Source organism: Psychrobacillus sp. FSL W7-1457 (genome assembly GCF_038593405.1).
Taxonomy (GTDB): Bacteria; Bacillota; Bacilli; order Bacillales_A; family Planococcaceae; genus Psychrobacillus.
Genome location: NZ_CP151993.1, coordinates 3,786,910 through 3,810,421, shown reverse-complemented (window position 1 = coordinate 3,810,421; position 23,512 = coordinate 3,786,910). Strand labels below are relative to the sequence as shown.

At 39.4% G+C, this 23,512-nt stretch carries 23 protein-coding genes and 2 other annotated features; all 23 genes read left to right on the top strand.

The window, feature by feature from the left end:
* Positions 1 to 36: 36 nt before the first annotated feature.
* Positions 37 to 254: a binding site (T-box leader), on the top strand.
* A 215-nt stretch (positions 255 to 469) separates the two neighbouring features.
* Positions 470 to 1,144: a serine O-acetyltransferase gene (gene cysE / locus NSQ95_RS18795; RefSeq protein WP_342560051.1), complete on the top strand. Its 675-nt coding sequence runs from the start codon at positions 470 to 472 to the stop codon at positions 1,142 to 1,144.
* Positions 1,125 to 2,525 carry a cysteine--tRNA ligase gene (gene cysS, locus NSQ95_RS18790; RefSeq protein WP_342560050.1) on the top strand — a complete coding sequence of 467 codons (1,401 nt, stop codon included), beginning with the start codon at positions 1,125 to 1,127 and terminating at the stop codon, positions 2,523 to 2,525. The genes cysE and cysS overlap by 20 nt, the downstream gene beginning before the upstream one ends.
* Positions 2,510 to 2,947: a Mini-ribonuclease 3 gene (locus NSQ95_RS18785; RefSeq protein ID WP_342560049.1), complete on the top strand. Its 438-nt coding sequence runs from the start codon at positions 2,510 to 2,512 to the stop codon at positions 2,945 to 2,947. The genes cysS and NSQ95_RS18785 overlap by 16 nt, the downstream gene beginning before the upstream one ends.
* Positions 2,947 to 3,708, top strand: coding sequence for a 23S rRNA (guanosine(2251)-2'-O)-methyltransferase RlmB (gene rlmB, locus NSQ95_RS18780; RefSeq protein WP_169359387.1), 762 nt, complete (start codon positions 2,947 to 2,949; stop codon positions 3,706 to 3,708). The genes NSQ95_RS18785 and rlmB overlap by 1 nt, the downstream gene beginning before the upstream one ends.
* A gap of 4 nt (positions 3,709 to 3,712) precedes the next feature.
* Positions 3,713 to 4,222 (top strand): NYN domain-containing protein, encoded by a 510-nt coding sequence (locus NSQ95_RS18775; protein WP_298472443.1) that lies wholly within the window; start codon positions 3,713 to 3,715, stop codon positions 4,220 to 4,222.
* Positions 4,223 to 4,266: 44 nt separating this feature from the next.
* Positions 4,267 to 4,938 carry an RNA polymerase sporulation sigma factor SigH gene (sigH, locus tag NSQ95_RS18770; RefSeq protein WP_169359385.1) on the top strand — a complete coding sequence of 224 codons (672 nt, stop codon included), beginning with the start codon at positions 4,267 to 4,269 and terminating at the stop codon, positions 4,936 to 4,938.
* Positions 4,939 to 5,012: 74 nt separating this feature from the next.
* Positions 5,013 to 5,162 (top strand): 50S ribosomal protein L33, encoded by a 150-nt coding sequence (gene rpmG, locus NSQ95_RS18765; protein ID WP_342560048.1) that lies wholly within the window; start codon positions 5,013 to 5,015, stop codon positions 5,160 to 5,162.
* Between the two features lie 41 nt (positions 5,163 to 5,203).
* Positions 5,204 to 5,389 carry a preprotein translocase subunit SecE gene (gene secE, locus NSQ95_RS18760; protein WP_169359383.1) on the top strand — a complete coding sequence of 62 codons (186 nt, stop codon included), beginning with the start codon at positions 5,204 to 5,206 and terminating at the stop codon, positions 5,387 to 5,389.
* 101 nt (positions 5,390 to 5,490) lie between these two features.
* Positions 5,491 to 6,024 carry a transcription termination/antitermination protein NusG gene (gene nusG / locus NSQ95_RS18755; protein ID WP_169359382.1) on the top strand — a complete coding sequence of 178 codons (534 nt, stop codon included), beginning with the start codon at positions 5,491 to 5,493 and terminating at the stop codon, positions 6,022 to 6,024.
* A gap of 165 nt (positions 6,025 to 6,189) precedes the next feature.
* On the top strand, positions 6,190 to 6,615 hold the full coding sequence (gene rplK, locus NSQ95_RS18750) for a 50S ribosomal protein L11 (RefSeq protein ID WP_169359381.1): 426 nt from the start codon (positions 6,190 to 6,192) through the stop codon (positions 6,613 to 6,615).
* 128 nt (positions 6,616 to 6,743) lie between these two features.
* Positions 6,744 to 7,436: a 50S ribosomal protein L1 gene (gene rplA / locus NSQ95_RS18745; protein WP_169359380.1), complete on the top strand. Its 693-nt coding sequence runs from the start codon at positions 6,744 to 6,746 to the stop codon at positions 7,434 to 7,436.
* A gap of 42 nt (positions 7,437 to 7,478) precedes the next feature.
* Positions 7,479 to 7,622 (top strand) — a sequence feature (ribosomal protein L10 leader region).
* 32 nt (positions 7,623 to 7,654) lie between these two features.
* Entirely contained in the window at positions 7,655 to 8,155 is a 501-nt protein-coding gene (rplJ, locus tag NSQ95_RS18740) for a 50S ribosomal protein L10 (RefSeq protein WP_342560047.1), read from the top strand.
* Positions 8,156 to 8,225: 70 nt separating this feature from the next.
* Entirely contained in the window at positions 8,226 to 8,588 is a 363-nt protein-coding gene (rplL, locus tag NSQ95_RS18735) for a 50S ribosomal protein L7/L12 (RefSeq protein WP_169359378.1), read from the top strand.
* 77 nt (positions 8,589 to 8,665) lie between these two features.
* The gene (locus tag NSQ95_RS18730) at positions 8,666 to 9,268 is read left to right on the top strand and encodes a class I SAM-dependent methyltransferase (protein ID WP_342560046.1); all 603 of its coding nucleotides are present in this window, start codon (positions 8,666 to 8,668) and stop codon (positions 9,266 to 9,268) included.
* Between the two features lie 228 nt (positions 9,269 to 9,496).
* Entirely contained in the window at positions 9,497 to 13,051 is a 3,555-nt protein-coding gene (rpoB, locus tag NSQ95_RS18725) for a DNA-directed RNA polymerase subunit beta (protein WP_340881366.1), read from the top strand.
* Positions 13,052 to 13,185: 134 nt separating this feature from the next.
* On the top strand, positions 13,186 to 16,788 hold the full coding sequence (gene rpoC / locus NSQ95_RS18720) for a DNA-directed RNA polymerase subunit beta' (RefSeq protein ID WP_340881369.1): 3,603 nt from the start codon (positions 13,186 to 13,188) through the stop codon (positions 16,786 to 16,788).
* Positions 16,789 to 16,918: 130 nt separating this feature from the next.
* Positions 16,919 to 17,167 (top strand): ribosomal L7Ae/L30e/S12e/Gadd45 family protein, encoded by a 249-nt coding sequence (locus NSQ95_RS18715; protein ID WP_340881372.1) that lies wholly within the window; start codon positions 16,919 to 16,921, stop codon positions 17,165 to 17,167.
* A 97-nt stretch (positions 17,168 to 17,264) separates the two neighbouring features.
* Positions 17,265 to 17,684, top strand: a complete 420-nt coding sequence (gene rpsL, locus NSQ95_RS18710) for a 30S ribosomal protein S12 (protein ID WP_169359373.1) — start codon at positions 17,265 to 17,267, stop codon at positions 17,682 to 17,684.
* Between the two features lie 41 nt (positions 17,685 to 17,725).
* Positions 17,726 to 18,196, top strand: a complete 471-nt coding sequence (gene rpsG, locus NSQ95_RS18705) for a 30S ribosomal protein S7 (protein WP_169359372.1) — start codon at positions 17,726 to 17,728, stop codon at positions 18,194 to 18,196.
* A gap of 50 nt (positions 18,197 to 18,246) precedes the next feature.
* Positions 18,247 to 20,325 carry an elongation factor G gene (gene fusA, locus NSQ95_RS18700; protein ID WP_298472463.1) on the top strand — a complete coding sequence of 693 codons (2,079 nt, stop codon included), beginning with the start codon at positions 18,247 to 18,249 and terminating at the stop codon, positions 20,323 to 20,325.
* Positions 20,326 to 20,441: 116 nt separating this feature from the next.
* Positions 20,442 to 21,629: an elongation factor Tu gene (gene tuf / locus NSQ95_RS18695; RefSeq protein ID WP_298472467.1), complete on the top strand. Its 1,188-nt coding sequence runs from the start codon at positions 20,442 to 20,444 to the stop codon at positions 21,627 to 21,629.
* A gap of 90 nt (positions 21,630 to 21,719) precedes the next feature.
* Positions 21,720 to 22,409, top strand: coding sequence for a response regulator transcription factor (locus tag NSQ95_RS18690; RefSeq protein WP_169359369.1), 690 nt, complete (start codon positions 21,720 to 21,722; stop codon positions 22,407 to 22,409).
* Positions 22,406 to 23,437 (top strand): sensor histidine kinase, encoded by a 1,032-nt coding sequence (locus NSQ95_RS18685; RefSeq protein WP_340881378.1) that lies wholly within the window; start codon positions 22,406 to 22,408, stop codon positions 23,435 to 23,437. The genes NSQ95_RS18690 and NSQ95_RS18685 overlap by 4 nt, the downstream gene beginning before the upstream one ends.
* Positions 23,438 to 23,512: the final 75 nt, after the last annotated feature.

Here is a 23,512-nt window from a genome sequence, read left to right as displayed (position 1 = left end):
AAGGTGTGAAAATGAGTGTAATTCATGAACGAAGTAAAGAAAGCTAAGAAGAGGAGAAGTACGTAACGCAAGTTCCTTAGAGAGGACCATCACCGGCTGAAAGTGGTCTGAACCTATGTGTTATGGAAATGCACCTCGGAGCGCCAAGCCGAACGATTAGTAGGCTGGACGTATCATCTGCGTTAAAGATGTGAAGCGGGAAAGGTGTATATCTTTCCAATCAGAGTGGAACCGCGCAAAACAGCGTCTCTGTCTATATTTATAGACAGAGACTTTTTTTATTGTTTAGGAAATTATAAAATTCTGAACCTGTGGATAAATAGATGTCTAGCTTCAGCGCCTTGCCCCTCGGGATCAAATGGATAAAAGTTGCGGTGGATGAAGAACTGCCTCCTCACTTTTCTTCATTTGCCTGTCGGGGTAAACATAGGCGCTTGCGCTTTTCTTATGGAAAAAAGGAGTGATTATCGTGTTTGAGCGGATGAAAGAAGATATAGAGGTAGTGTTTGAACAGGATCCCGCTGCTACTAGTAAGTTGGAGGTTATATTAACCTATGCAGGCTTACATGCAGTTTGGAGCCATAGGTTAGCACACGTCTTTTATAAAAGGAAATGGTTTTTCCTTGCAAGGCTAATCTCCCAAATCAGCAGGTTCTTTACAGGTATAGAAATCCATCCTGGAGCGGTGATAGGCAGACGCTTCTTCATCGACCATGGTTCAGGGGTGGTTATTGGAGAAACCTGTGAGATAGGAGACGATTGTACGATCTATCAAGGTGTTACCTTAGGGGGAACTGGTAAAGAAAAAGGAAAGCGTCACCCTACTCTTAAGAATAATGTCTTAGTAGCTACTGGAGCTAAGGTGTTGGGGTCTATCACAATCGGTGACAACAGTAAGGTAGGAGCAGGCTCCGTCGTCCTAAAGGATGTACCAGAAGATTCTACGGTAGTTGGCATACCTGGTGTAGTCGTCATTCAAAATGGTAAAAAGGTAAAAAGAAACTTAGATCATCAAGATCTTCCTGATCCATTTGCAGATCGATGCAAGGAAATGGAAGATAAGATTAAGCAACTACAGGAAGAAATAGTTCAATTGCTAGAGGAAAAGGAGAGAGCCAATCGCCATGACAATTCAAATCTTTAATTCACTAAAACGTGAGAAGGAACCATTTGTGCCAATAGAAGAAGGAAAGGTAAAGATGTATGTATGCGGTCCAACGGTATACAATTACATCCATATCGGTAACGCACGACCGGTTATCGTATATGACACGGTCCGAAAGTATTTGCAATATCGTGGATACGATGTGACATTCGTAAGTAATTTTACTGATGTAGACGACAAGATTATTAAAGCAGCCAACGAACTCGGTGAAGATGTATCGGAGCTTACGGATCGTTTTATTAAAGCTTATTATGCAGACGTAGAGGCACTAGGATGCACAAAGGCAGACTCCCATCCTCGTGTAACGGAACATATGGATGAAATTATAGATTTTATTAAAGTGTTAGTAGAAAAAGGCTATGCTTATGAATCACAAGGTGACGTTTACTACCGTACGAGAAAGTTTGAAGGGTACGGAAAGCTTTCTCATCAGTCCGTAGACGACTTAAAGGTAGGAGCGCGCATTGAGCGTGGAGAGAAGAAAGAAGACGCGTTAGACTTCGCTCTATGGAAAGCTGCAAAGCCGGGTGAGATATTCTGGGAAAGTCCGTGGGGGCAAGGTCGACCAGGTTGGCATATTGAGTGCTCTGTAATGGCACGTGAGATTTTGGGAGACACAATTGACATACACGCTGGTGGTCAGGATTTAACTTTCCCTCACCATGAAAACGAGATTGCTCAATCTGAGGCTAGGACTGGAAAAACCTTTGCTAGGTATTGGATGCATAACGGTTATATCAATATAGACAACGAAAAAATGTCTAAGTCACTTGGTAACTTTGTATTGGTGAATGACATTCGCAAGCAAATTAATCCGCAAGTGCTCCGATTCTTCATGCTAAGCGTACATTACCGTAACCCGATTAACTATTCTCAAGAGCTTGTAGAGCAGGCAGAGGCAGGGTTAGACCGTATTCGTACTTCATATGAAAATGTACTTCACCGTTTGAATACAACAGCGGATTTAGGTGACCAGCATGATATATGGCTGCACAAAATACAAGAAGTTAAGCAACAATTTGAAACAGCAATGGATGATGATTTTAATACTGCCAATGGGATAGCTGCATTATTTGAATTATCTAAGCTAGCGAATACTTATCTATTAGAAAAGCAAACATCTGAAGAAGTATTAAATCAATTTATATCCGTTTTGGATTTATTAACTGCAGTTCTTGGAATTACCCTTTCAAAGGAGCAAGAGGTGTTGGATGAAGAAATTGATGCGCTTATCGAAGAACGTAACCAAGCGAGAAAAGATCGAAATTTTGCCCGTGCGGATGAAATTAGAGATCAGCTGAAGGAAATGAATATTATTTTAGAAGATACTGCCCAAGGTATCCGATGGAAGCGTGGGTGACCCTCGTGGAATTTAAATTATCTGATGTAAAGCAACTTAACTCTTTAGCCTTAGCTTATATGGGTGATGCGGTGTTCGAACAAGTAGTTCGAGAGCACCTCATCCGCTCAGGGCGGGTTAGACCAAACATCCTTCACAAAGAAGCAACAAAATACGTGTCTGCCAAGGCACAAGCAACAATCGTTAAAGAAATGTTAAACACTAATTTCTTAACTGAGGAAGAAGAGGCTGTCTTAAGAAGAGGAAGAAACGCCAAATCTGGAACGGTTCCTAAAAATACAGACGTTTTGACGTATCATTACAGTACAGCGTTTGAAGCTGTTATTGGTAGCTTATACTTAAGTGAGCAAGCAGATCGTTTGCAAGAGGTGCTGCGATTTTCCATTGAATTTATCGATGGGCAAAAGGGAGAGAAAAAATAATGATAGAGAAATCCGAACAAACTGGTGAAATTATTGCTGGTAAAAATCCAGTCGTAGAAGCACTGCGCTCTGGAAGAGACATGAATAAGGTCTGGATAGCTGAAGGTATTCAAAAAAGTGGTGTTACAGAAATCATACAATTGGCGAAGGAAGCAGGAATTATCGTTCAGTTTGTCCCAAAGAAAAAGCTGGATAATCTAACCGATGCAAATCATCAAGGGATTGTAGCTTCAGTTGCTGCTTACAAATATGCAGAATTAGATGATTTATTTAATCTAGCTGCAAGTAAAAAAGAGGATCCGCTTTTTATCATTTTAGATGAAATTGAGGACCCACATAACCTAGGTTCTATTATGCGTACTGCGGATGCGGTAGGAGCACATGGTATTATCATTCCGAAGAGAAGAGCTGTTGGGTTAACAGCAGTAGTAGCCAAAGCATCTACAGGTGCAATTGAGCATGTGCCAGTTTATCGTGCCGGGAACTTGGCTCAAACAGTGGACGAGCTTAAAGAGCGCGGAGTGTGGATTGCAGGAACAGATGCCGCGAAGTCAACAGATTATAGAAATATGGATGCTACCCTCCCGTTAGCACTCATTATTGGAAGTGAAGGAAAAGGGATGAGTCGATTATTGAAAGATAAATGCGACTTTCTTTACCATTTGCCGATGGTTGGTCATGTAACTAGCTTGAATGCGTCCGTTGCTACGTCAATCCTTCTATACGAAGTTTTGCGCGTAAGAAACCCGCTTAAACAATAAAATCATGCAGATTCTACTTGTCGATGGTTATAATATCATCGGCGCATGGAGCGAGTTAAGAAAACTAAAAAATGATAAATTACTAGATGCTAGAGATAGACTAATCGAGCAAATGGCAGAATATAAAGCATTTACTGGTATACGAGTAATTGTAGTGTTTGATGCCCACCTAGTACCGGGTATAGAAAACAAAAAGAAACAGTATGATGTGGAAATTATCTTTACAAGAAAAAATGAAACAGCAGACGAACGAATTGAAAAGATGACTCGGGAGTTAAGTGGCAGACGCGTACAAATTTATGTTGCTACCTCTGATATGACAGAGCAACGAGTCATATTTGGACAAGGTGCGCTAAGAAAATCTGCAAGAGAGCTAGAAATTGAAATGATTTCTATTTCCTCGAATATTACGAAAAAAGTGAAGAATATCCAAGAAGCTAAGCCGTCTTCGACCATTGATTTATCAGAAGAAGTAGCGGAAATTTTCGAAAAATGGCGAAGAGGAATGAAATGACTCATTGACGCTATAAATTTGAATCCTGTATACTGATGGTAAATATGTCTAATTTAGCTGAGGTGACTTCATTGGAAAAGACAGAGCTGAATCTACAACAATTGGATAGTTTACTAGATGAAGAGCTTGTAGAAATGGTTCATCAAGGAAACACCGAAGCGCTAGATTATTTAATAACGAAATACCGTTCATTTGTAAGAATGAAAGGTAGATCCTATTTTTTAATAGGTGCGGATAAGGAAGATATACTTCAAGAAGGAATGATTGGACTATATAAGGCGATTCGTGATTTCAAAGAGGAAAAGCTTTCTTCTTTTAGGGCATTTGCTGAATTATGTATTACAAGGCAGATCATTACTGCTATTAAAACAGCTACTAGACAAAAGCATATTCCGCTCAATTCATATATTTCCTTGGACAAGCCGATCTATGATGAAGAATCAGACCGTACACTTATGGATATTATCGCAGGATCTGTGGTAGACGACCCAGAGGAGTTAATCATAAACAGAGAGAATTATGATTACATGGAAGGTAAAATGGGTGAAATTTTAAGCGAGCTTGAACAGCAGGTGCTCTCCTTATATCTAGATGGCCAATCCTATCAAGAGATATCCGAGGAATTGAATAGACATGTTAAGTCTATCGATAATGCCTTGCAAAGAGTAAAGCGTAAGCTAGAGCGTTATATGGAGATTGGAAGTAATTATGCATAATTTGGGATTTTGTTGACACAGTAAGTCTAAGGTGATAATCTTGAAAAAGACTTATACACCAAAAAGGTGAGATTATGACTAAAAAAATCGTCTTGAGTTGCGTAGAATGTGGTAATCGCAATTATACAGTTCCAACGTCTAAAGATAGCGGTTCTGTTCGTATAGAGAGAAAAAAATACTGCACGCATTGTAATGCTCATACAGTACACAAACAAACATTATGAGTATGTAAGAAGATAGATATTCCATGTGGAGGTTCAACTAAATGGCTAATATTAGTGGGTTTTTTAAAAACGTAGGGTCAGAAATGAGAAAAGTAAGTTGGCCAAAACGCAAAGAGCTAACACGGTACACAATCATTGTGCTTGCAACAGTAGCGGTAATGGCTGTATTCTTTGCAGTAGTGGACTTAGGTATTTCTGAATTGTTCCGTTGGTACTTGGAGTTATAAGTTTGTAGCATGTAAATATCTGAAAATAGCCCGTCTTAGTCAACGAACGGGTTTTTTCATTTGTCTTAGAAAAGGAGGGAAGGACGTCTAGTCCTGACACTATGGAAAAAAATTGGTATGTCGTTCATACGTACTCTGGGTATGAAAATAAAGTAAAAGCAAATTTAGAAAAGCGTGTAGAAACAATGGGGATGTCTGACAAGATATTCCGAGTGTTCATCCCGGAACAAGAAGAAACAGATTTTAAAGATGGAAAAAAACGTGTGGTTACAAGAAAAACATTCCCTGGGTATGTTTTTGTAGAGTTAATCATGACCGACGACGCTTGGTATGTAGTACGTAACACACCAGGAGTAACTGGATTCCTAGGTTCATCAGGTGGAGGGACAAAGCCTACACCGCTTGCTCCAGAAGAGGTTCAATCTATGCTGAAGCAAATGGGTATGAACGATCGCAAAGTCGAGGTAGATTTCTCAGTTGGAGAATTAGTAGAAGTACTAGAAGGGCCATTTGCTCATTTCCAAGGTAAAGTAGAAGCAATCGAGGCAGAAAAAGGAAAAGTTACTGTTTCTATAGATATGTTCGGACGCGAAACGAATATGGAGCTAGATTTCGAACAAGTAATTAAAGTATAATTTATACTTGCTAAAAAAATGGATAAGTGGTATCATTTCAAAGGTCAGACTGAAAAAAAGTCTGCATGAATTTTCTAAATGTTATCAGCGCAGAGCTGAGAGACAGATATTTGAGTGGGAGGGGCAACCCAATTACCACATCACGGACTTAAGGAGGTGTGTCTCGTGGCTAAAAAAGTGATTAAAGTTGTTAAATTACAAATTCCTGCTGGTAAAGCTAATCCAGCTCCACCGGTTGGTCCTGCATTAGGACAAGCAGGTGTTAATATCATGGGATTCTGTAAGGAGTTCAACGCACGTACTGCTGATCAAGCAGGTCTAATCATTCCGGTTGAAATTTCTGTATTTGAAGATCGTTCTTTTACTTTCATTACAAAAACTCCGCCGGCAGCAGTGTTACTTAAAGTAGCAGCAGGAATTCAATCTGGATCAGGTGAACCGAACCGCGTTAAAGTGGCGACAGTTAAACGTGAAAAAGTTCGCGAAATCGCTGAACAAAAAATGCCAGATCTAAACGCTGCATCTGTTGAAACAGCTATGTTGATGGTTGAAGGTACAGCACGTAGCATGGGTATTACGATCGAAGACTAATACTTTATGTGATTTTGATATGAAGCAATTGTTTTTTGGAAGGTTGTAGTTGTTCCTTAGAATAACTGCAACCTTTACACGTGGGAGGTTTATTCCGCTAAAACCACTATCAAGGAGGACATTTTAAAATGGCTAACAAAGGTAAAAAGTTACAAGAAGCTGCTAAATTAGTTGACAAAAATACTACGTATTCAGCTAAAGAAGCGATTGAACTTGCTAAAAAAACTAGCACAGTTAATTTTGATGCAACAGTTGAAGTTGCTTTCCGTCTAGGAATTGATACTCGTAAAAACGACCAACAAATCCGTGGAGCAGTAGTACTTCCAAACGGAACTGGTAAAACTCAACGCGTATTAGTTTTTGCTAAAGGTGAAAAACTTAAAGAAGCTGAAGCTGCAGGTGCAGACTATGTAGGTGACGTGGAATATATCAACAAAATCCAACAAGGATGGTTTGACTTCGATGTAATCGTTGCAACTCCTGACATGATGGGTGAAGTTGGTAAAATCGGTCGAGTACTTGGACCAAAAGGTTTAATGCCAAACCCTAAAACTGGTACTGTTACATTTGATGTTACTAAAGCGATCGAAGAAATTAAAGCTGGTAAAGTAGAATACCGTGCTGACAAAGCAGGGATTATTCATGCACCTATCGGAAAAGTTTCTTTCGAAGACGACAAATTAGTAGAAAACTTCATGGCAGTATTTGAAGTAATTCAAAAAGCTAAACCAGCTGCATCAAAAGGTGTTTACATGAAATCTGTAAATGTTACAACTACAATGGGCCCAGCTATTAAAGTTGACGCTCAATCAGTAAAATAATAATTGACAACCTATAGTCTATCTGATAAGATGACTTTTGTTGTGTAATATACATTTGTACCGAAGACAGTAGGAGTGACTTGTCACTTAATATCCTACCGAGGACACGTAAATTCAGATTCTAATTAGATGATGACTTTCTGCCTCTGTGTCTATCCGTAGATCAGAGGCTTTTCTTTTGTCGGTATAAATGGCCAATTCTTATAGGAGGTGCCAAGATGAGCAAAGCAATCGAAACAAAAAAAGTAATTGTAGACGATATCGCTGGTAAATTTAAAGCTGCTGCTTCAGTAGTAGTTGTTGATTACCGTGGTTTAAACGTTGCACAAGTTACGGAATTACGTAAACAACTTCGTGAAGCTGGCGTTGAGTTCAAAGTTTATAAAAACTCACTTACACGTCGTGCTACTGAAATCGCGGGTGTTGATGCGATCAACGAATTCTTAGTTGGACCAAATGCTGTTGCATTCTCTAACGTAGACGTAGTTGCTCCTGCAAAAATCATCAACGATTTTGCTAAAAAGAACGAACAATTAGAAATTAAAGCAGGGATCATCGAAGGTAACGTATCTTCAGCTGAAGATGTAAAAGCACTTGCAGAACTTCCATCACGCGAAGGACTTCTTTCAATGCTTTTATCTGTACTTCAAGCTCCAGTGCGCAATTTCGCACTTGCAACAAAAGCTGTTGCAGAACAAAAAGAAGAGCAAGGCGCATAATTCATTATGCAACTCTTCAACAAAAAACCGGCTAATAGCCTAACATACCCAATAATAGGAGGAAAATAAAATGAATAATGAGCAAATCTTAGAAGCTATCAAATCAATGACAGTTCTTGAATTAAACGACTTAGTAAAAGCAATCGAAGAAGAATTCGGTGTTACTGCTGCTGCACCTGTAGCTGCTGCTGCTGGTGGCGGTGCTGCTGCTGCTGAAGAGCAAACTGAATTTGACGTAATCCTTGCATCTGCAGGCGACCAAAAAATCAAAGTAATCAAAGTAGTTCGTGAAATCACTGGTCTTGGCTTGAAAGAAGCTAAAGAAGTAGTAGATAACGCTCCTAAAGCTATTAAAGAAGGCGTATCTAAAGAAGATGCAGAAGCTATGAAAGCTCAACTTGAAGAAGTAGGCGCTAACGTAGAAGTTAAGTAATTTCTGGTACAACTCGGGGAAAAAGCTCGTCTATATACGACGGGCTTTTCTTCGTATGTATGATGGAGGGTTAAACGGTGTCTGAACATTATTATTCTAGAAAACCTCAAACGGAAAGTAAGCCTCAACATTGGAATTTTAAATTACTTGGTCATGATTTTCGTTTTGAAACAGATGCTGGTGTATTTAGTAAGAGCGAAGTAGATTTTGGCTCCCGTGTATTAATTGATGCTTTTAGTGCCCCAGATCTCGAAGGAGATATATTGGATGTGGGCTGTGGGTACGGTCCAATTGGACTTGCCGTTGCAAAAGCAAATGAAGAAAGAACAGTTCATTTAGTAGATGTTAACACACGTGCAATCCAACTTGCAGTAAAAAATGCGGCTGCTAACGGGGTACAAAATGTGCGAATCTATGAAAGTGATGGGTTGTCAGCAGTGGAAACTGCAAACTTTGCGGCTATTATAACTAATCCACCTATTCGCGCTGGAAAAGAGACTATATTTCGTTTCTATAAGGATTCCTATGAAAAATTAGTTTCAGGGGGAGAATTGTGGGTTGTAATTCAAAAGAAACAAGGGGCGCCATCTACTTTTAGTTTTTTAGAAGAGATTTTTGGTCAAGTAGAAGTTGTGAACAAAGAAAAAGGTTATTGGATTATAAAAGGTACAAAAGATTGACTTGACAAAATCGCTATGATATTATAATAAAATGCAAAAATATTATTTTGAGGACTTATGCCCTTTTGTATAAAAGCTATACTTTATGGGTATACTGGCCGAGAAAAGTTTGGTGAATCAAAAATGAGCTCTTATTAAGAACTCGTTTTCTTTTTGTCTTTCGATATCATACACCAAAATGTCTATATCGAAAAGACCTAATATCGCTTTAATTGAGGGGTGAATGAGTTGACAGGTCAACTAGTTCAGTACGGACAACACCGCCAGCGTAGAAGTTTTGCGCGTATTAGTGAGGTGCTAGAGTTACCGAATCTTATTGAGATTCAAACAGCATCTTATGAATGGTTCCTTGAAGAAGGTTTACGTGAAATGTTTAAAGATATTTCACCAATCGAGGATTTTACAGGCAATCTATCATTGGAATTTGTCGACTATAGTTTGAATGAACCAAAGTATTCAGTCGATGAATCAAAAGAACGTGACGCAACATACGCAGCACCACTACGCGTAAAAGTACGTCTTCATAACAAAGAAACGGATGAAGTGAAAGAACAGGATGTCTTTATGGGTGATTTCCCACTAATGACAGAAACCGGAACTTTCGTAATTAATGGTGCTGAGCGAGTAATCGTATCTCAGCTAGTCCGTTCACCAAGTGTATACTTCCATGACAAAACTGACAAAAATGGTAAAAAAGGCTTTGGTGCTACAGTTATTCCTAACCGTGGTGCATGGCTGGAATACGAGATTGATGCAAAAGACGTAGTCTATGTTCGTATTGATAGAACTCGTAAATTACCAGTAACTGTTTTACTTCGTGCTTTAGGCTTCGGTTCAGATCAAGAAATCATTGATTTAATCGGTGACAATGAGTATTTACGTAACACGCTTGAAAAGGACAATACAGAAACTACTGAAAAAGCGTTATTAGAAATCTATGAACGCTTACGTCCTGGTGAGCCACCAACAGTTGAAAGCGCAAAGAGCTTGCTATACTCTCGCTTCTTTGACCCAAAACGCTATGACTTAGCTAATGTTGGCCGTTACAAAATGAACAAAAAATTGCATATTAAAAATCGTTTATTCAACCAAACGGTAGCAGAAACGCTAGTGGATCCTGAAACAGGTGAAATCTTAGTTGAAGCTGGTACGCTGATTGATCGTCGTGTATTAGACAGACTGATTCCTCATCTGGAAAACGGAATTGGCTTTAAAACATTCTCTCAAGTAGGTGGAGTGTTAGAAGACGATATTACGGTTCAATCGATTAAAATTTATGCGCCAAATGATGAAGAGCAAAAAGAAATTAACGTAATTAGTAATGCGTATGTGGAAACAGAAGTTAAAAACATTACGCCTGCTGACATCGTTTCATCTATTGGTTACTTCTTTAACCTATTATTCAACGTTGGAAACACAGATGATATTGACCATCTTGGTAACCGTCGTTTACGTTCAGTTGGAGAGTTATTGCAAAACCAATTCCGTATTGGTCTTTCTCGTATGGAACGTGTAGTTCGTGAGCGTATGTCTATTAACGATACACAAGCAATTGTTCCACAACAGCTGATAAATATTCGTCCAGTTATTGCATCTATCAAGGAATTCTTTGGTAGCTCGCAGTTATCTCAGTTCATGGACCAAACAAACCCACTTGCAGAGTTGACTCATAAGCGTCGTCTATCTGCTTTAGGACCCGGTGGTTTAACGCGTGAGCGTGCAGGGTTCGAAGTACGTGACGTTCACTACTCTCACTATGGTCGTATGTGTCCGATTGAAACTCCTGAGGGACCAAACATTGGATTAATTAACTCACTTTCCAGTTTTGCGAAAGTAAATAAATTTGGATTTATCGAAACACCATACCGTCGTGTGGACCCTGAAACAGGTCTTGTGACTTCTCGTATTGATTACCTAACAGCTGATGAAGAGGACAACTACGTTGTTGCGCAAGCAAACTCGCCACTATCTGAAGATGGTGCTTTCAAAAACGAAGAAGTAGTTGGTCGTTTCCGTGGAGATAACACGGTATTTAGAAGAGATCAAATTGATTACATGGACGTTTCGCCGAAGCAAGTAGTTTCTGCAGCGACAGCATGTATTCCGTTCTTAGAAAATGATGACTCTAACCGTGCCCTAATGGGAGCGAACATGCAACGTCAAGCGGTTCCTCTTTTAAACCCAGAAGCTCCGTTTGTCGGAACTGGGATGGAACACGTCAATGCACGTGACTCTGGTGCAGCGGTTATTGCGAAATATCACGGTATCGTAGAACACGTAGAAGCGAAGGAAATTCGTGTACGTCGAATTGAAGAAGTGGACGGAAAAGAAGTTAAAGGTGACTTAACAACTTATAAAGTACACAAATTCGAGCGTTCTAACCATGGTACATCTATTAACCAACGTCCAATCGTTAAAGTTGGAGACCGCGTTAAACCTTTAGATATTCTTGCAGATGGTCCATCTATGGAACAAGGAGAGCTTGCACTAGGTCGTAACGTACTAGTAGCCTTCATGACATGGGACGGATACAACTACGAGGATGCTGTAATTATGAGTGAACGTCTTGTGAAAGATGATGTCTATACTTCTGTGCATATAGAAGAATACGAATCAGAATCACGTGACACGAAGCTTGGGCCAGAAGAAATCACTAGAGATATTCCAAACGTCGGAGAAGATGCATTACGTAACTTAGATGACCGTGGGATTATCCGTGTTGGTGCAGAAGTAAGAGACGGAGATATTTTAGTTGGTAAAGTAACACCTAAAGGGGTTACAGAACTTACTGCTGAAGAACGTTTACTTCATGCTATTTTCGGTGAAAAAGCGCGTGAAGTTCGCGATACATCTCTACGTGTACCTCATGGTGCAGGCGGAATTGTATTAGACGTTAAAGTCTTCAATCGTGAAGATGGAGATGAGTTATCACCAGGCGTTAACCAATTAGTACGTGCTTATATCGTTCAAAAACGTAAAATCTCTGTAGGGGATAAAATGGCCGGACGACATGGTAACAAAGGGGTAATCTCTCGTATTCTACCGGAAGAAGATATGCCTTTCCTTCCAGACGGAACACCAGTAGATATTATGTTAAATCCACTAGGGGTACCTTCTCGTATGAATATCGGGCAAGTATTAGAGCTTCACTTAGGTATGGCTTCTAGACTTCTTGGTGTACACATGGCTTCACCAGTATTTGATGGTGCCAACGAGGAAGATGTTTGGAACACAATGGAAGAAGCAGGCTTAAACCGTGATGGTAAAACGACTCTATATGATGGTCGTTCAGGTGAACCTTTTGATAACCGCGTATCTGTAGGGGTTATGTATATGATCAAACTTGCCCACATGGTTGATGATAAGCTTCATGCTCGTTCAACAGGACCTTATTCACTTGTTACGCAACAGCCTCTTGGAGGTAAAGCACAATTCGGTGGACAACGTTTTGGTGAGATGGAAGTATGGGCACTAGAAGCTTATGGTGCTGCTTATACATTACAAGAAATCTTAACGGTTAAATCCGATGACGTGGTTGGACGTGTGAAAACATATGAAGCGATCGTTAAAGGAGAAAGCGTTCCTGAACCAGGCGTTCCTGAATCATTCAAAGTATTGATAAAAGAACTTCAAAGTTTAGGTATGGACGTTAAGATGTTAACAATTGACGAAGAAGAAATTGAACTTCGCGATTTAGATGAAGATGACGATATTCCGGCAGCTGATGCGCTTGGTTTATTACCAATAGCTAACGAAGAAGAGCCAGTTGGAAACTTAGAGTAAGGCAAAGCAGGAATAATTGATTAGATAAAAAATCGGACAGGTGATGCCTGTCCGTATTTCCGTATTAAATTGCATTATGCAGAGCTACTTGGAAGGTCTTTCTAAAGACTCAAGACTAAAGGGAGGTAGGCTCCTTGATAGACGTTAATAATTTTGAGTATATGAAAATTGGTTTAGCTTCACCAGATAAAATTCGTTCATGGTCTTATGGAGAAGTAAAAAAACCTGAAACAATTAACTATCGTACACTAAAACCTGAAAAAGATGGGTTATTCTGTGAGCGTATTTTCGGTCCAACAAAAGACTGGGAATGTCATTGTGGTAAATACAAACGTGTTCGTTATAAAGGCGTAGTTTGTGATCGATGTGGAGTTGAGGTTACGCGTTCGAAAGTTCGTCGTGAGCGTATGGGACACATTGAATTGGCAGCTCCTGTATCACATATTTGGTATTTCAAAGGTATTCCAAGCCGTATGGGTCTGATTTTGGATATGTCTCCAAGATCACTTGAGGAAGTAATTTACTTTGCTTCTTACGTAGTAATCGAACCAGCGGATACACCTCTTGAAAAGAAACAATTACTTTCTGAAAAAGAATACCGTGCATACCGAGATAAGTTTGGCAGCAAATTCCAAGCGGCTATGGGTGCAGAGGCTATTAAGCGTCTATTATCAGAAATAGATCTAGAAAGTGAAACTGAACACCTAAAAGAAGAGTTGAAAACTGCTCAAGGTCAACGTCGTACACGTGCGATTAAACGTTTAGAAGTAGTTGAATCATTCCGTAACTCAGGGAATAAGCCAGATTGGATGATCTTAGATGTTCTTCCGGTAATTCCACCAGAATTACGTCCAATGGTTCAATTAGATGGCGGACGCTTTGCGACATCAGATTTAAATGATTTATACCGTCGTGTGATCAACCGTAATAACCGTTTAAAACGCTTATTAGACTTAGGTGCTCCAAGCATCATCGTTCAAAATGAAAAACGTATGCTACAAGAAGCTGTAGATGCATTGATTGATAATGGTCGTCGTGGCCGTCCGGTAACAGGACCAGGTAACCGTCCGTTGAAATCACTTTCTCACATGCTTAAAGGGAAACAAGGTCGTTTCCGTCAAAACTTACTTGGTAAACGCGTGGACTATTCTGGTCGTTCCGTTATCGTAGTAGGACCAAACTTAAAAATGTACCAATGTGGACTTCCAAAAGAGATGGCAATCGAGTTATTTAAACCGTTTGTTATGAAAGAGCTAGTGGAACGAGGCTTGGCACATAATATTAAGAGTGCAAAACGCAAAATCGAGCGCATGCATCCTGAGGTTTGGGATGTACTAGAAGATGTAATCAAGGAGCATCCGGTTTTATTAAACCGCGCACCTACTCTTCACCGTCTAGGTATCCAGGCATTTGAACCAACATTAGTAGAAGGCCGTGCAATTCGTCTTCACCCTCTAGTATGTACAGCATATAACGCTGACTTTGATGGTGACCAAATGGCTGTTCACGTTCCTTTATCAGCAGAAGCACAAGCGGAAGCTCGTCTATTAATGCTTGCAGCACAAAACATTTTGAACCCTAAAGATGGTAAACCAGTTGTTACACCTTCTCAAGATATGGTATTAGGTAACTATTACTTAACACTAGAGCGTAAAGGTGCAATGGGTGAAGGTTCTACATTCTACGGTCCAGAAGAAGTGTTAATCGCATATAACACTGGTCATGTACATTTGCATACTCGAATTGCAATTGCTGCATCATCATTAAAAAATCCGACGTTTACGGAAGAACAAAACAAGATGTTGTTATTAACTACTGTAGGTAAAGTTATTTTTAACGAAATACTTCCTGAAACGTTCCCGTACATTAACGAACCAACGGATTATAATTTACAAATTGAAACACCTGAAAAATATTTCATCTCTACTACAACAGATGTGAAAAAACATATTGAATCTATGGATCTTGTTCAACCATTCAAGAAGAAAATTCTAGGTAATATCATCGCTGAAGTATTTACACGTTTCCATATTACAGAAACTTCTAAAATGCTTGACCGTATGAAAGCACTTGGATTTAAGTACTCCACTAAGGCTGGTATAACTATTGGTATCTCTGATATCGTCGTACTTCCAGACAAAGGTGAGATTCTTGAAGAAGCACAAGGAAAAGTAGATAAAGTATTGAAACAATTCCGTCGTGGTCTAATAACAGAAGAAGAGCGTTATGCAAGCGTTATTGGACATTGGAGTAGAGCAAAAGAAGTTATTCAAGAAAAACTAATGAAATCATTAGATAATATGAACCCGATCTTCATGATGAGTGACTCTGGTGCCCGTGGTAACGCGTCCAACTTTACTCAACTTGCAGGTATGCGTGGTCTGATGGCCAATCCGGCTGGTCGAATTATCGAACTTCCGATCAAGTCATCGTTCCGTGAAGGTTTAACAGTACTTGAATACTTCATCTCTACACATGGTGCACGTAAAGGTCTTGCCGATACAGCACTTAAAACAGCCGATTCAGGTTACCTAACTCGTCGTCTTGTTGATGTAGCGCAAGATGTAATCGTACGTGAGGATGACTGTGGTACTGACCGTGGCTTACTAATAGGATCTCTTATGGAAGGAACGGAAGTTATTGAAGAGTTTGGCGAACGTATTGTTGGTCGTCATACGAAGAAAACAATTTTCCATCCTGAAAAAGGGCATGTTATTTTAGAAAGAGACGGCTTAATTACTAATGAAATCGCGCGTTTGATTGAAGATGCTGGAATTACTCAATTAACTATCCGCTCAGCATTTACTTGTAATACGAAACACGGTGTATGTAAAAAATGTTACGGCTTGAACTTAGCTACTGGTGACAAGGTAGAAGTAGGGGAAGCGGTAGGTATTATCGCAGCTCAATCTATCGGGGAACCAGGTACTCAGTTAACGATGCGTACATTCCATACAGGTGGGGTTGCCGGTGATGATATCACACAAGGTCTTCCACGTATTCAAGAGATCTTCGAAGCTCGTAATCCAAAAGGGCAAGCGGTTATTTCAGAGATTACAGGTACGGTTACTGAAATCGATGAAATTAGAGAAGGACAAAAAGAAATTACAATTCAAGGTAATGTAGAGACTCGTAAATACTTAGCACCATACAATGCTCGTCTAAAAGTTCAAGTAAATGACGTAATCCATCGTGGCCAAGTATTAACAGAAGGTTCTATCGATCCTAAGGAATTGTTAAAAGTAAAAGATGTTTCAACTGTTCAAGAGTACTTGTTAAAAGAAGTACAAAAAGTTTATCGTATGCAAGGGGTAGAAATTGGTGATAAGCATATCGAAGTAATGGTTCGCCAAATGCTTCGTAAAGTGCGCGTAATTGAAGCGGGAGAAACTGACTTGCTTCCTGGCTCACTATTAGATATTCATCAATTTGCTGAAGCGAACAAAGAAGCAGTACTTCAAGGTAAGATTCCTGCAACTTGTCGCCCAGTTATCCTTGGTATTACAAAAGCATCTCTTGAAACAGAATCATTCTTATCAGCAGCATCTTTCCAAGAAACAACTCGTGTCTTAACGGATGCAGCTATTAAAGGAAAACGTGATGAGCTACTTGGATTGAAAGAAAACGTTATTATTGGTAAACTAGTTCCGGCTGGTACTGGTATGCAACGTTACCGTCAAATTCAAATAACTAAAAACGAATCAGATGCACAAAAAGAAGCAGTAAGCGCAGAATAACTTTATATTAGGGAGAGTTAATAATAATTCTCCCTAATATTTTCTTGTTAAGTGTTGACACTTTTTGCAGGGAATGATAATATATTTAAGGTTGATAGTTATCGGACTTGTAGCTTTGGAGGATATGTAAATGTCTTATGAAAAAGTAAAACAAGCAGACAAAACGATCATAGGTACAAAGCAAGCAGTAAAAGCAATGAAAAAAGGGCTTGTCAAAGAAGTATATATTGCACTTGATGTAGAATTGAGAATCATTGAATTAGCACGTCAGGCAGCAAACGATAATGATGTCCCAATTACCTATGTCGAGTCTAAAATAGACCTTGGTAGAGCCTGTGGTTTGCGTTTAGGCGCTTCCGTTGTGGCTATTACTGTGTAACAGTTTTTGTGTTAAGCACAAAGACTTTGTTTTTACCCAAAAAATGAACCACCTGGATGTGTGGTATTAAAAGAACAAATGAAGGGAGGAATAATCGATGCCTACAATTAACCAATTGGTACGTAAGCCTCGTAAATCCAACATCACGAAATCAAAGTCTCCAGCATTAGGAAAAGGCTACAATAGCTTTAAAAAATCAGCTACAGATCTTAATTCGCCACAAAAGCGTGGGGTTTGTACTCGTGTTGGGACAATGACGCCGAAAAAACCAAACTCAGCACTTCGTAAATACGCTCGTGTACGTTTAACAAATACGTTAGAGGTAACAGCTTATATTCCAGGAGAAGGACACAACCTACAAGAACATAGTGTTGTACTTATCCGCGGAGGACGTGTAAAAGATTTACCAGGGGTACGTTACCATATCGTACGTGGTGCTCTTGACACAGCTGGTGTTACTGGTCGTATGCAAAGCCGTTCTCTATACGGTGCAAAACGCCCTAAAGTTAAAAAATAATCTATTTAATAAATTGACATTCGTCGAAAGGAGGAAAACACATGCCTCGTAAAGGTCCTGTTTCCAAACGTGACGTGTTACCAGATCCAATATATAATTCGAAACTAGTAACTCGTTTAATTAATAAAATGATGATTGACGGTAAAAGAGGTACTTCTCAAAAAATTCTATACGGTGCGTTTGATCTTGTGAAAGAACGTTCTGGTAAAGATGCATTAGAAGTATTTGAAGCTGCATTAACTAACATTATGCCAGTTCTTGAAGTTCGTGCTCGTCGTGTTGGTGGTGCTAACTACCAAGTACCGGTTGAAGTACGTCCTGACCGTCGTTATACTTTAGGTCTTCGCTACCTAGTAAACTATTCACGTCTTCGTGGAGAAAAAACTATGGAAGAGCGTTTAGCTAATGAAATTCTTGATGCATCTAACAACACTGGTGCTTCTGTTAAGAAACGTGAAGATATGCACAAAATGGCTGAAGCTAACAAAGCATTTGCTCACTATCGTTGGTAAGATTCTAATACAATCATACTCTAATCCGAAATTGGAAGGAGAAATACAATATGGCTAGAGAGTTCTCCTTAGACAAAACACGTAATATCGGTATCATGGCTCACATCGATGCTGGTAAAACGACTACTACGGAGCGTATTCTATACTACACTGGTAAAATCCACAAAATTGGGGAAACTCATGAGGGTGCTTCACAAATGGACTGGATGGAGCAAGAGCAAGAACGTGGTATCACTATCACTTCTGCTGCGACAACAGCTGCTTGGGATAATCACCGTGTAAACATTATCGATACACCTGGACACGTAGACTTCACTGTTGAAGTTGAACGTTCACTTCGTGTACTTGATGGTGCGGTTACAGTACTAGATGCTCAATCTGGTGTTGAACCACAAACTGAAACAGTATGGCGTCAAGCTACAACTTACGGCGTACCACGTATTGTTTTCGTAAACAAAATGGACAAAACAGGTGCAGACTTCCTATATTCTGTAGGAACTCTTCGTGACCGTTTACAAGCTAACGCTCATCCAATTCAGTTACCAATCGGTGCTGAAGACGAATTCAGCGGTATCATTGACCTAGTGACAATGAAAGCTACTGTATACGGAAATGACTTAGGTACTGATATCCAAGAAGTTGAAATTCCAGAAGAATATAAAGCACAAGCTGAAGAATACCGTGAAAAATTAGTTGAAGCGGTAGCTGAGCTTGATGAAGATCTAATGGAAAAATATCTTGGTGGAGAAGAAGTTACGAACGAAGAATTAGTTGCTGGTATCCGTAAAGGTACTCTTAACGTAGAATTCTATCCAGTAGTATGTGGTACAGCATTCAAAAACAAAGGTGTTCAAAAAGTTCTTGATGCAGTAGTTGCTTACCTTCCATCACCACTTGATATTCCAGCTATGAAAGGTATCGATCCTGACAGTGAAGAAGAAGTAGAACGTCATTCTGACGATTCTGAACCATTCTCTGCGTTAGCGTTTAAAGTTATGACTGACCCTTATGTTGGTAAATTAACTTTCTTCCGCGTATATTCTGGTACTCTTCAATCTGGTTCATACGTACAAAACTCTACTAAAGGGAAGCGTGAGCGCGTAGGACGTATCCTACAAATGCATGCTAACTCTCGTGAAGAGATCTCACAAGTTTATGCTGGAGATATTGCTGCAGCAGTAGGCTTAAAAGATACAACAACTGGTGATACACTTTGTGATGAAAAGTCTCTAGTAATTCTTGAATCTATGGAATTCCCAGAGCCAGTTATCTCACTTTCTGTAGAACCAAAAACAAAAGCTGACCAAGATAAAATGGGTCAAGCACTACAAAAATTAGCTGAAGAAGATCCAACATTCCGCGTACACACTGACCAAGAAACTGGTCAAGTTATCATCGCTGGTATGGGTGAACTTCACCTTGATATTCTAGTTGACCGTATGCGTCGTGAATTCAAAGTAGAAGCTAATGTAGGTGCTCCTCAAGTATCTTACCGTGAAACTTTCCGTTCATCGGCACAAGTTGAAGGTAAATTCGTTCGCCAATCTGGTGGACGTGGTCAATTCGGACACGTTTGGATCGAATTCTCACCAAACGAAGAAGGAAAAGGCTTTGAATTTGAAAATGCTATCGTTGGTGGTGTAGTACCGCGTGAATATATCCCAGCTGTTGAAGCAGGTCTTCGTGACTCTCTTGACAACGGGGTAATCGCTGGATTCCCATTAATCGATATCAAAGCTAGATTATTCGACGGATCATACCATGATGTTGACTCGAATGAGATGGCATTTAAAATTGCTGCATCTATGGCATTGAAAAATGCTGTATCTAAAGTAAACCCTGCACTTCTTGAGCCAATCATGAAGGTAGAAGTTGTTATTCCTGAAGAATATTTAGGAGACATCATGGGTGATATCACATCTCGTCGTGGACGCGTTGAAGGTATGGACGCTCGTGGTAACGCACAAGTAGTACGTGCAATGGTTCCACTTGCAGAAATGTTTGGATATGCAACGTCATTACGTTCAAATACACAAGGTCGAGGAGTATTCTCGATGGTATTTGACCACTATGAAGATGTTCCAAAATCAATTGCTGAAGAAATCATCAAAAAACATAAAGGTGAATAATTAATTTTTCATCTTGATTCAAGCATAACTTTCTTGTAGTGTATGAATTATAGGGACTACTTGTCCCTATCTTTTATCATAAAAAAAACTAACAATTACTGAGGAGGATTTCTCTAATGGCTAAAGAAAAATTTGACCGTTCCAAAACACATGCTAACGTTGGTACAATCGGACACGTTGACCATGGTAAAACAACTTTAACTGCTGCAATCGCTACAGTTCTTTCTAAAAAAATGGGTGGAGTAGCGAAATCTTACGCTGACATCGATAACGCTCCTGAAGAAAAAGAGCGCGGAATTACAATCAACACTTCTCACGTTGAATATGAAACTGAAACTCGTCACTACGCTCACGTAGACTGCCCAGGACATGCTGACTATGTTAAAAACATGATCACAGGTGCAGCTCAAATGGACGGCGGGATCTTAGTAGTATCTGCTGCTGATGGCCCAATGCCACAAACTCGTGAACACATTCTTTTATCTAAACAAGTAGGTGTTCCATACCTAGTTGTATTCATGAACAAATGTGACATGGTTGATGACGAAGAATTACTTGAATTAGTTGAAATGGAAGTTCGTGACCTTCTTTCTGAATACGATTTCCCAGGCGACGACATTCCAGTAATCAAAGGTTCTGCTCTTAAAGCTCTTGAAGGAGAGCCAGAATGGGAAGAAAAAATCGTTGAATTAATGGACGCTGTAGATAACTACATCCCAACTCCAGAACGTCAAACTGACAAACCATTCATGATGCCAGTTGAGGATGTATTCTCAATCACTGGTCGTGGTACAGTTGCTACAGGACGTGTTGAGCGTGGACAAGTTAAAATCGGTGACGTTGTAGACATTATCGGTATTACTGAAGAAGCAAAATCAACTACTGTAACAGGTGTTGAAATGTTCCGTAAACTTCTTGACTATGCTGAAGCTGGAGACAACATTGGTGCTCTTCTTCGTGGGGTTTCTCGTGAAGAGATCCAACGTGGTCAAGTATTAGCTAAACCAGGTTCAATTACACCACACACAGACTTCAAAGCTGAAGTTTATGTTCTTTCTAAAGAAGAGGGTGGACGTCATACTCCATTCTTCTCAAACTACCGTCCTCAGTTCTACTTCCGTACAACTGACGTAACAGGTGTTTGTAACTTACCAGAAGGCGTAGAAATGGTTATGCCTGGAGATAACATCGAAATGACTGTTTCTCTAATCTCTCCAATCGCTATCGAAGAAGGTACTAAATTCTCTATCCGTGAGGGTGGACGTACTGTAGGCGCTGGTGTAGTTGCTACTATCACTAAGTAATCTTATTTAAACTGTTAAAACCATCTCGTGACGACGAGATGGTTTTTTTTATGTGTATAATTGTGTACACTGGGATTAGGAGGTAATTATATGCGAAAAATTATGCTAATAGAAGATGATGTTTCTATATTTAATTTATTAAAGGAAAAATTTCATCTATGGTCATTTGAAGTTATAGGCCCTACTGATTTTCAACAAGTACTTCCTAGTTTTTTAGAACAGAAACCCGAGTTAGTTATGATAGATATACAGCTGCCAGCATATGATGGTTTCCATTGGTGCCGAGAAATTCGAAGACATTCTAAAGTACCTATTATATTTCTTTCCTCACGAGATCACCCAATGGATATGGTCATGGCCATGCAGATGGGGGCGGATGACTTTGTTCAAAAGCCTTTCAATATGGAGGTTTTATTAGCAAAGGTTCAAGCTATTTTAAGGAGAACGTATGATTATGGAGAGGAACAGTCAGATATCGTTCATTGGAATGGTGCAATTATTGATTACTCTAGAAGTACAATTTCCAAAGAAGAACAAGAGGCTGAACTTACAAAGAATGAGTTATTTATCCTTAGAGTATTAGTCCAATCTGTAGATAAAATAGTATCGAGAGATGAACTCATGAGAAAGCTATGGGATGATGAAAAGTTTGTAAATGATAATACTCTTTCTGTAAATGTTAATAGATTGAGGTTAAAGTTAGAACAAATTGGATTAGATGAGGTTATTGTAACGAAGAAGGGATTAGGCTATCTAGCTGTTACTAAGGAGGAGCTATGAGGTTACTGTTATATTATATTAGAGAGCGAATTGCCTGGATTTTATTTTTTGGCTTTTTCCAGCTTTGGCTCAATATTCTCCTGACGGTTGACGTTGCCTTTACCAATACTTCTATTGTGTACTTGAATGGTACCAACCTACTTTTATTTTTAGTATTCTTTTTATGGCGATACTTTAGGGAAACAAAGTTTATAAAAAGTGTTTTAAAGATTAATCAGGGTGACCCGACTTTCGATGAGCTTATAGCAAGACTACCAGAAGGACAATCACTTTTTGATAAAATGATTATAGAAGAGGTTGAATTACTAATTTTAACCGGAAAACAAGAACTGAATGATTCCAATACCAGTTCTCTTGAAGAGAAGGATCAAACTCTTTCCTGGATACATGAGATGAAGACACCGCTAACCAGTATGAAACTAATGATAGACAATGTAGAAGATCCAACACTTAAGAAGCAATTAGAAGTAGAATGGCTTCGACTGCATATGCTCTTAGATCAACAACTTCATAAAACACGACTTCCTTCAATTGAAAAGGATAATGTAATCGAGGAAGTAACTATACAAAGAGTTGTATTTCAGGAAATTAAAGAGCTGATGCCATGGTGTATACAACGAAATATAGGGTTTGAGGTTAGCGACTTGGAACACGTCATACTAACAGATCAGAAATGGCTAGCGTTTATTCTAAGGCAGCTAATATCAAATGCAGTAAAATATAGTAAAGAGAATAGTGAAATTCGGATTTTTACTTCTACAGATGATTTAGGTCACCTAATCCTTTCTATTCAAGATCAAGGGATAGGAATAGCACAATCGGATTTGCCAAGAATTTTTGAAAAGTCTTTTACTGGCAGGGTTGGCAGAGAGAGTGCTGCTTCAACTGGAATGGGTCTATACTTAGCAAAGAATTCCGCCGAAAAGCTAGGGATCAGGATCAACGTTGTTTCTGATATTGGTCAGGGTTCTACCTTCTCCTTACACTTTCCACTACAAAATGAGATGCAACAAATACTAGGTAGGTGACGAAAATGTCATCTACTTTCTTTGATTGTCACCTAAAACGAACGATTTTACTAGAATTAATGGGTAAAATGAAGT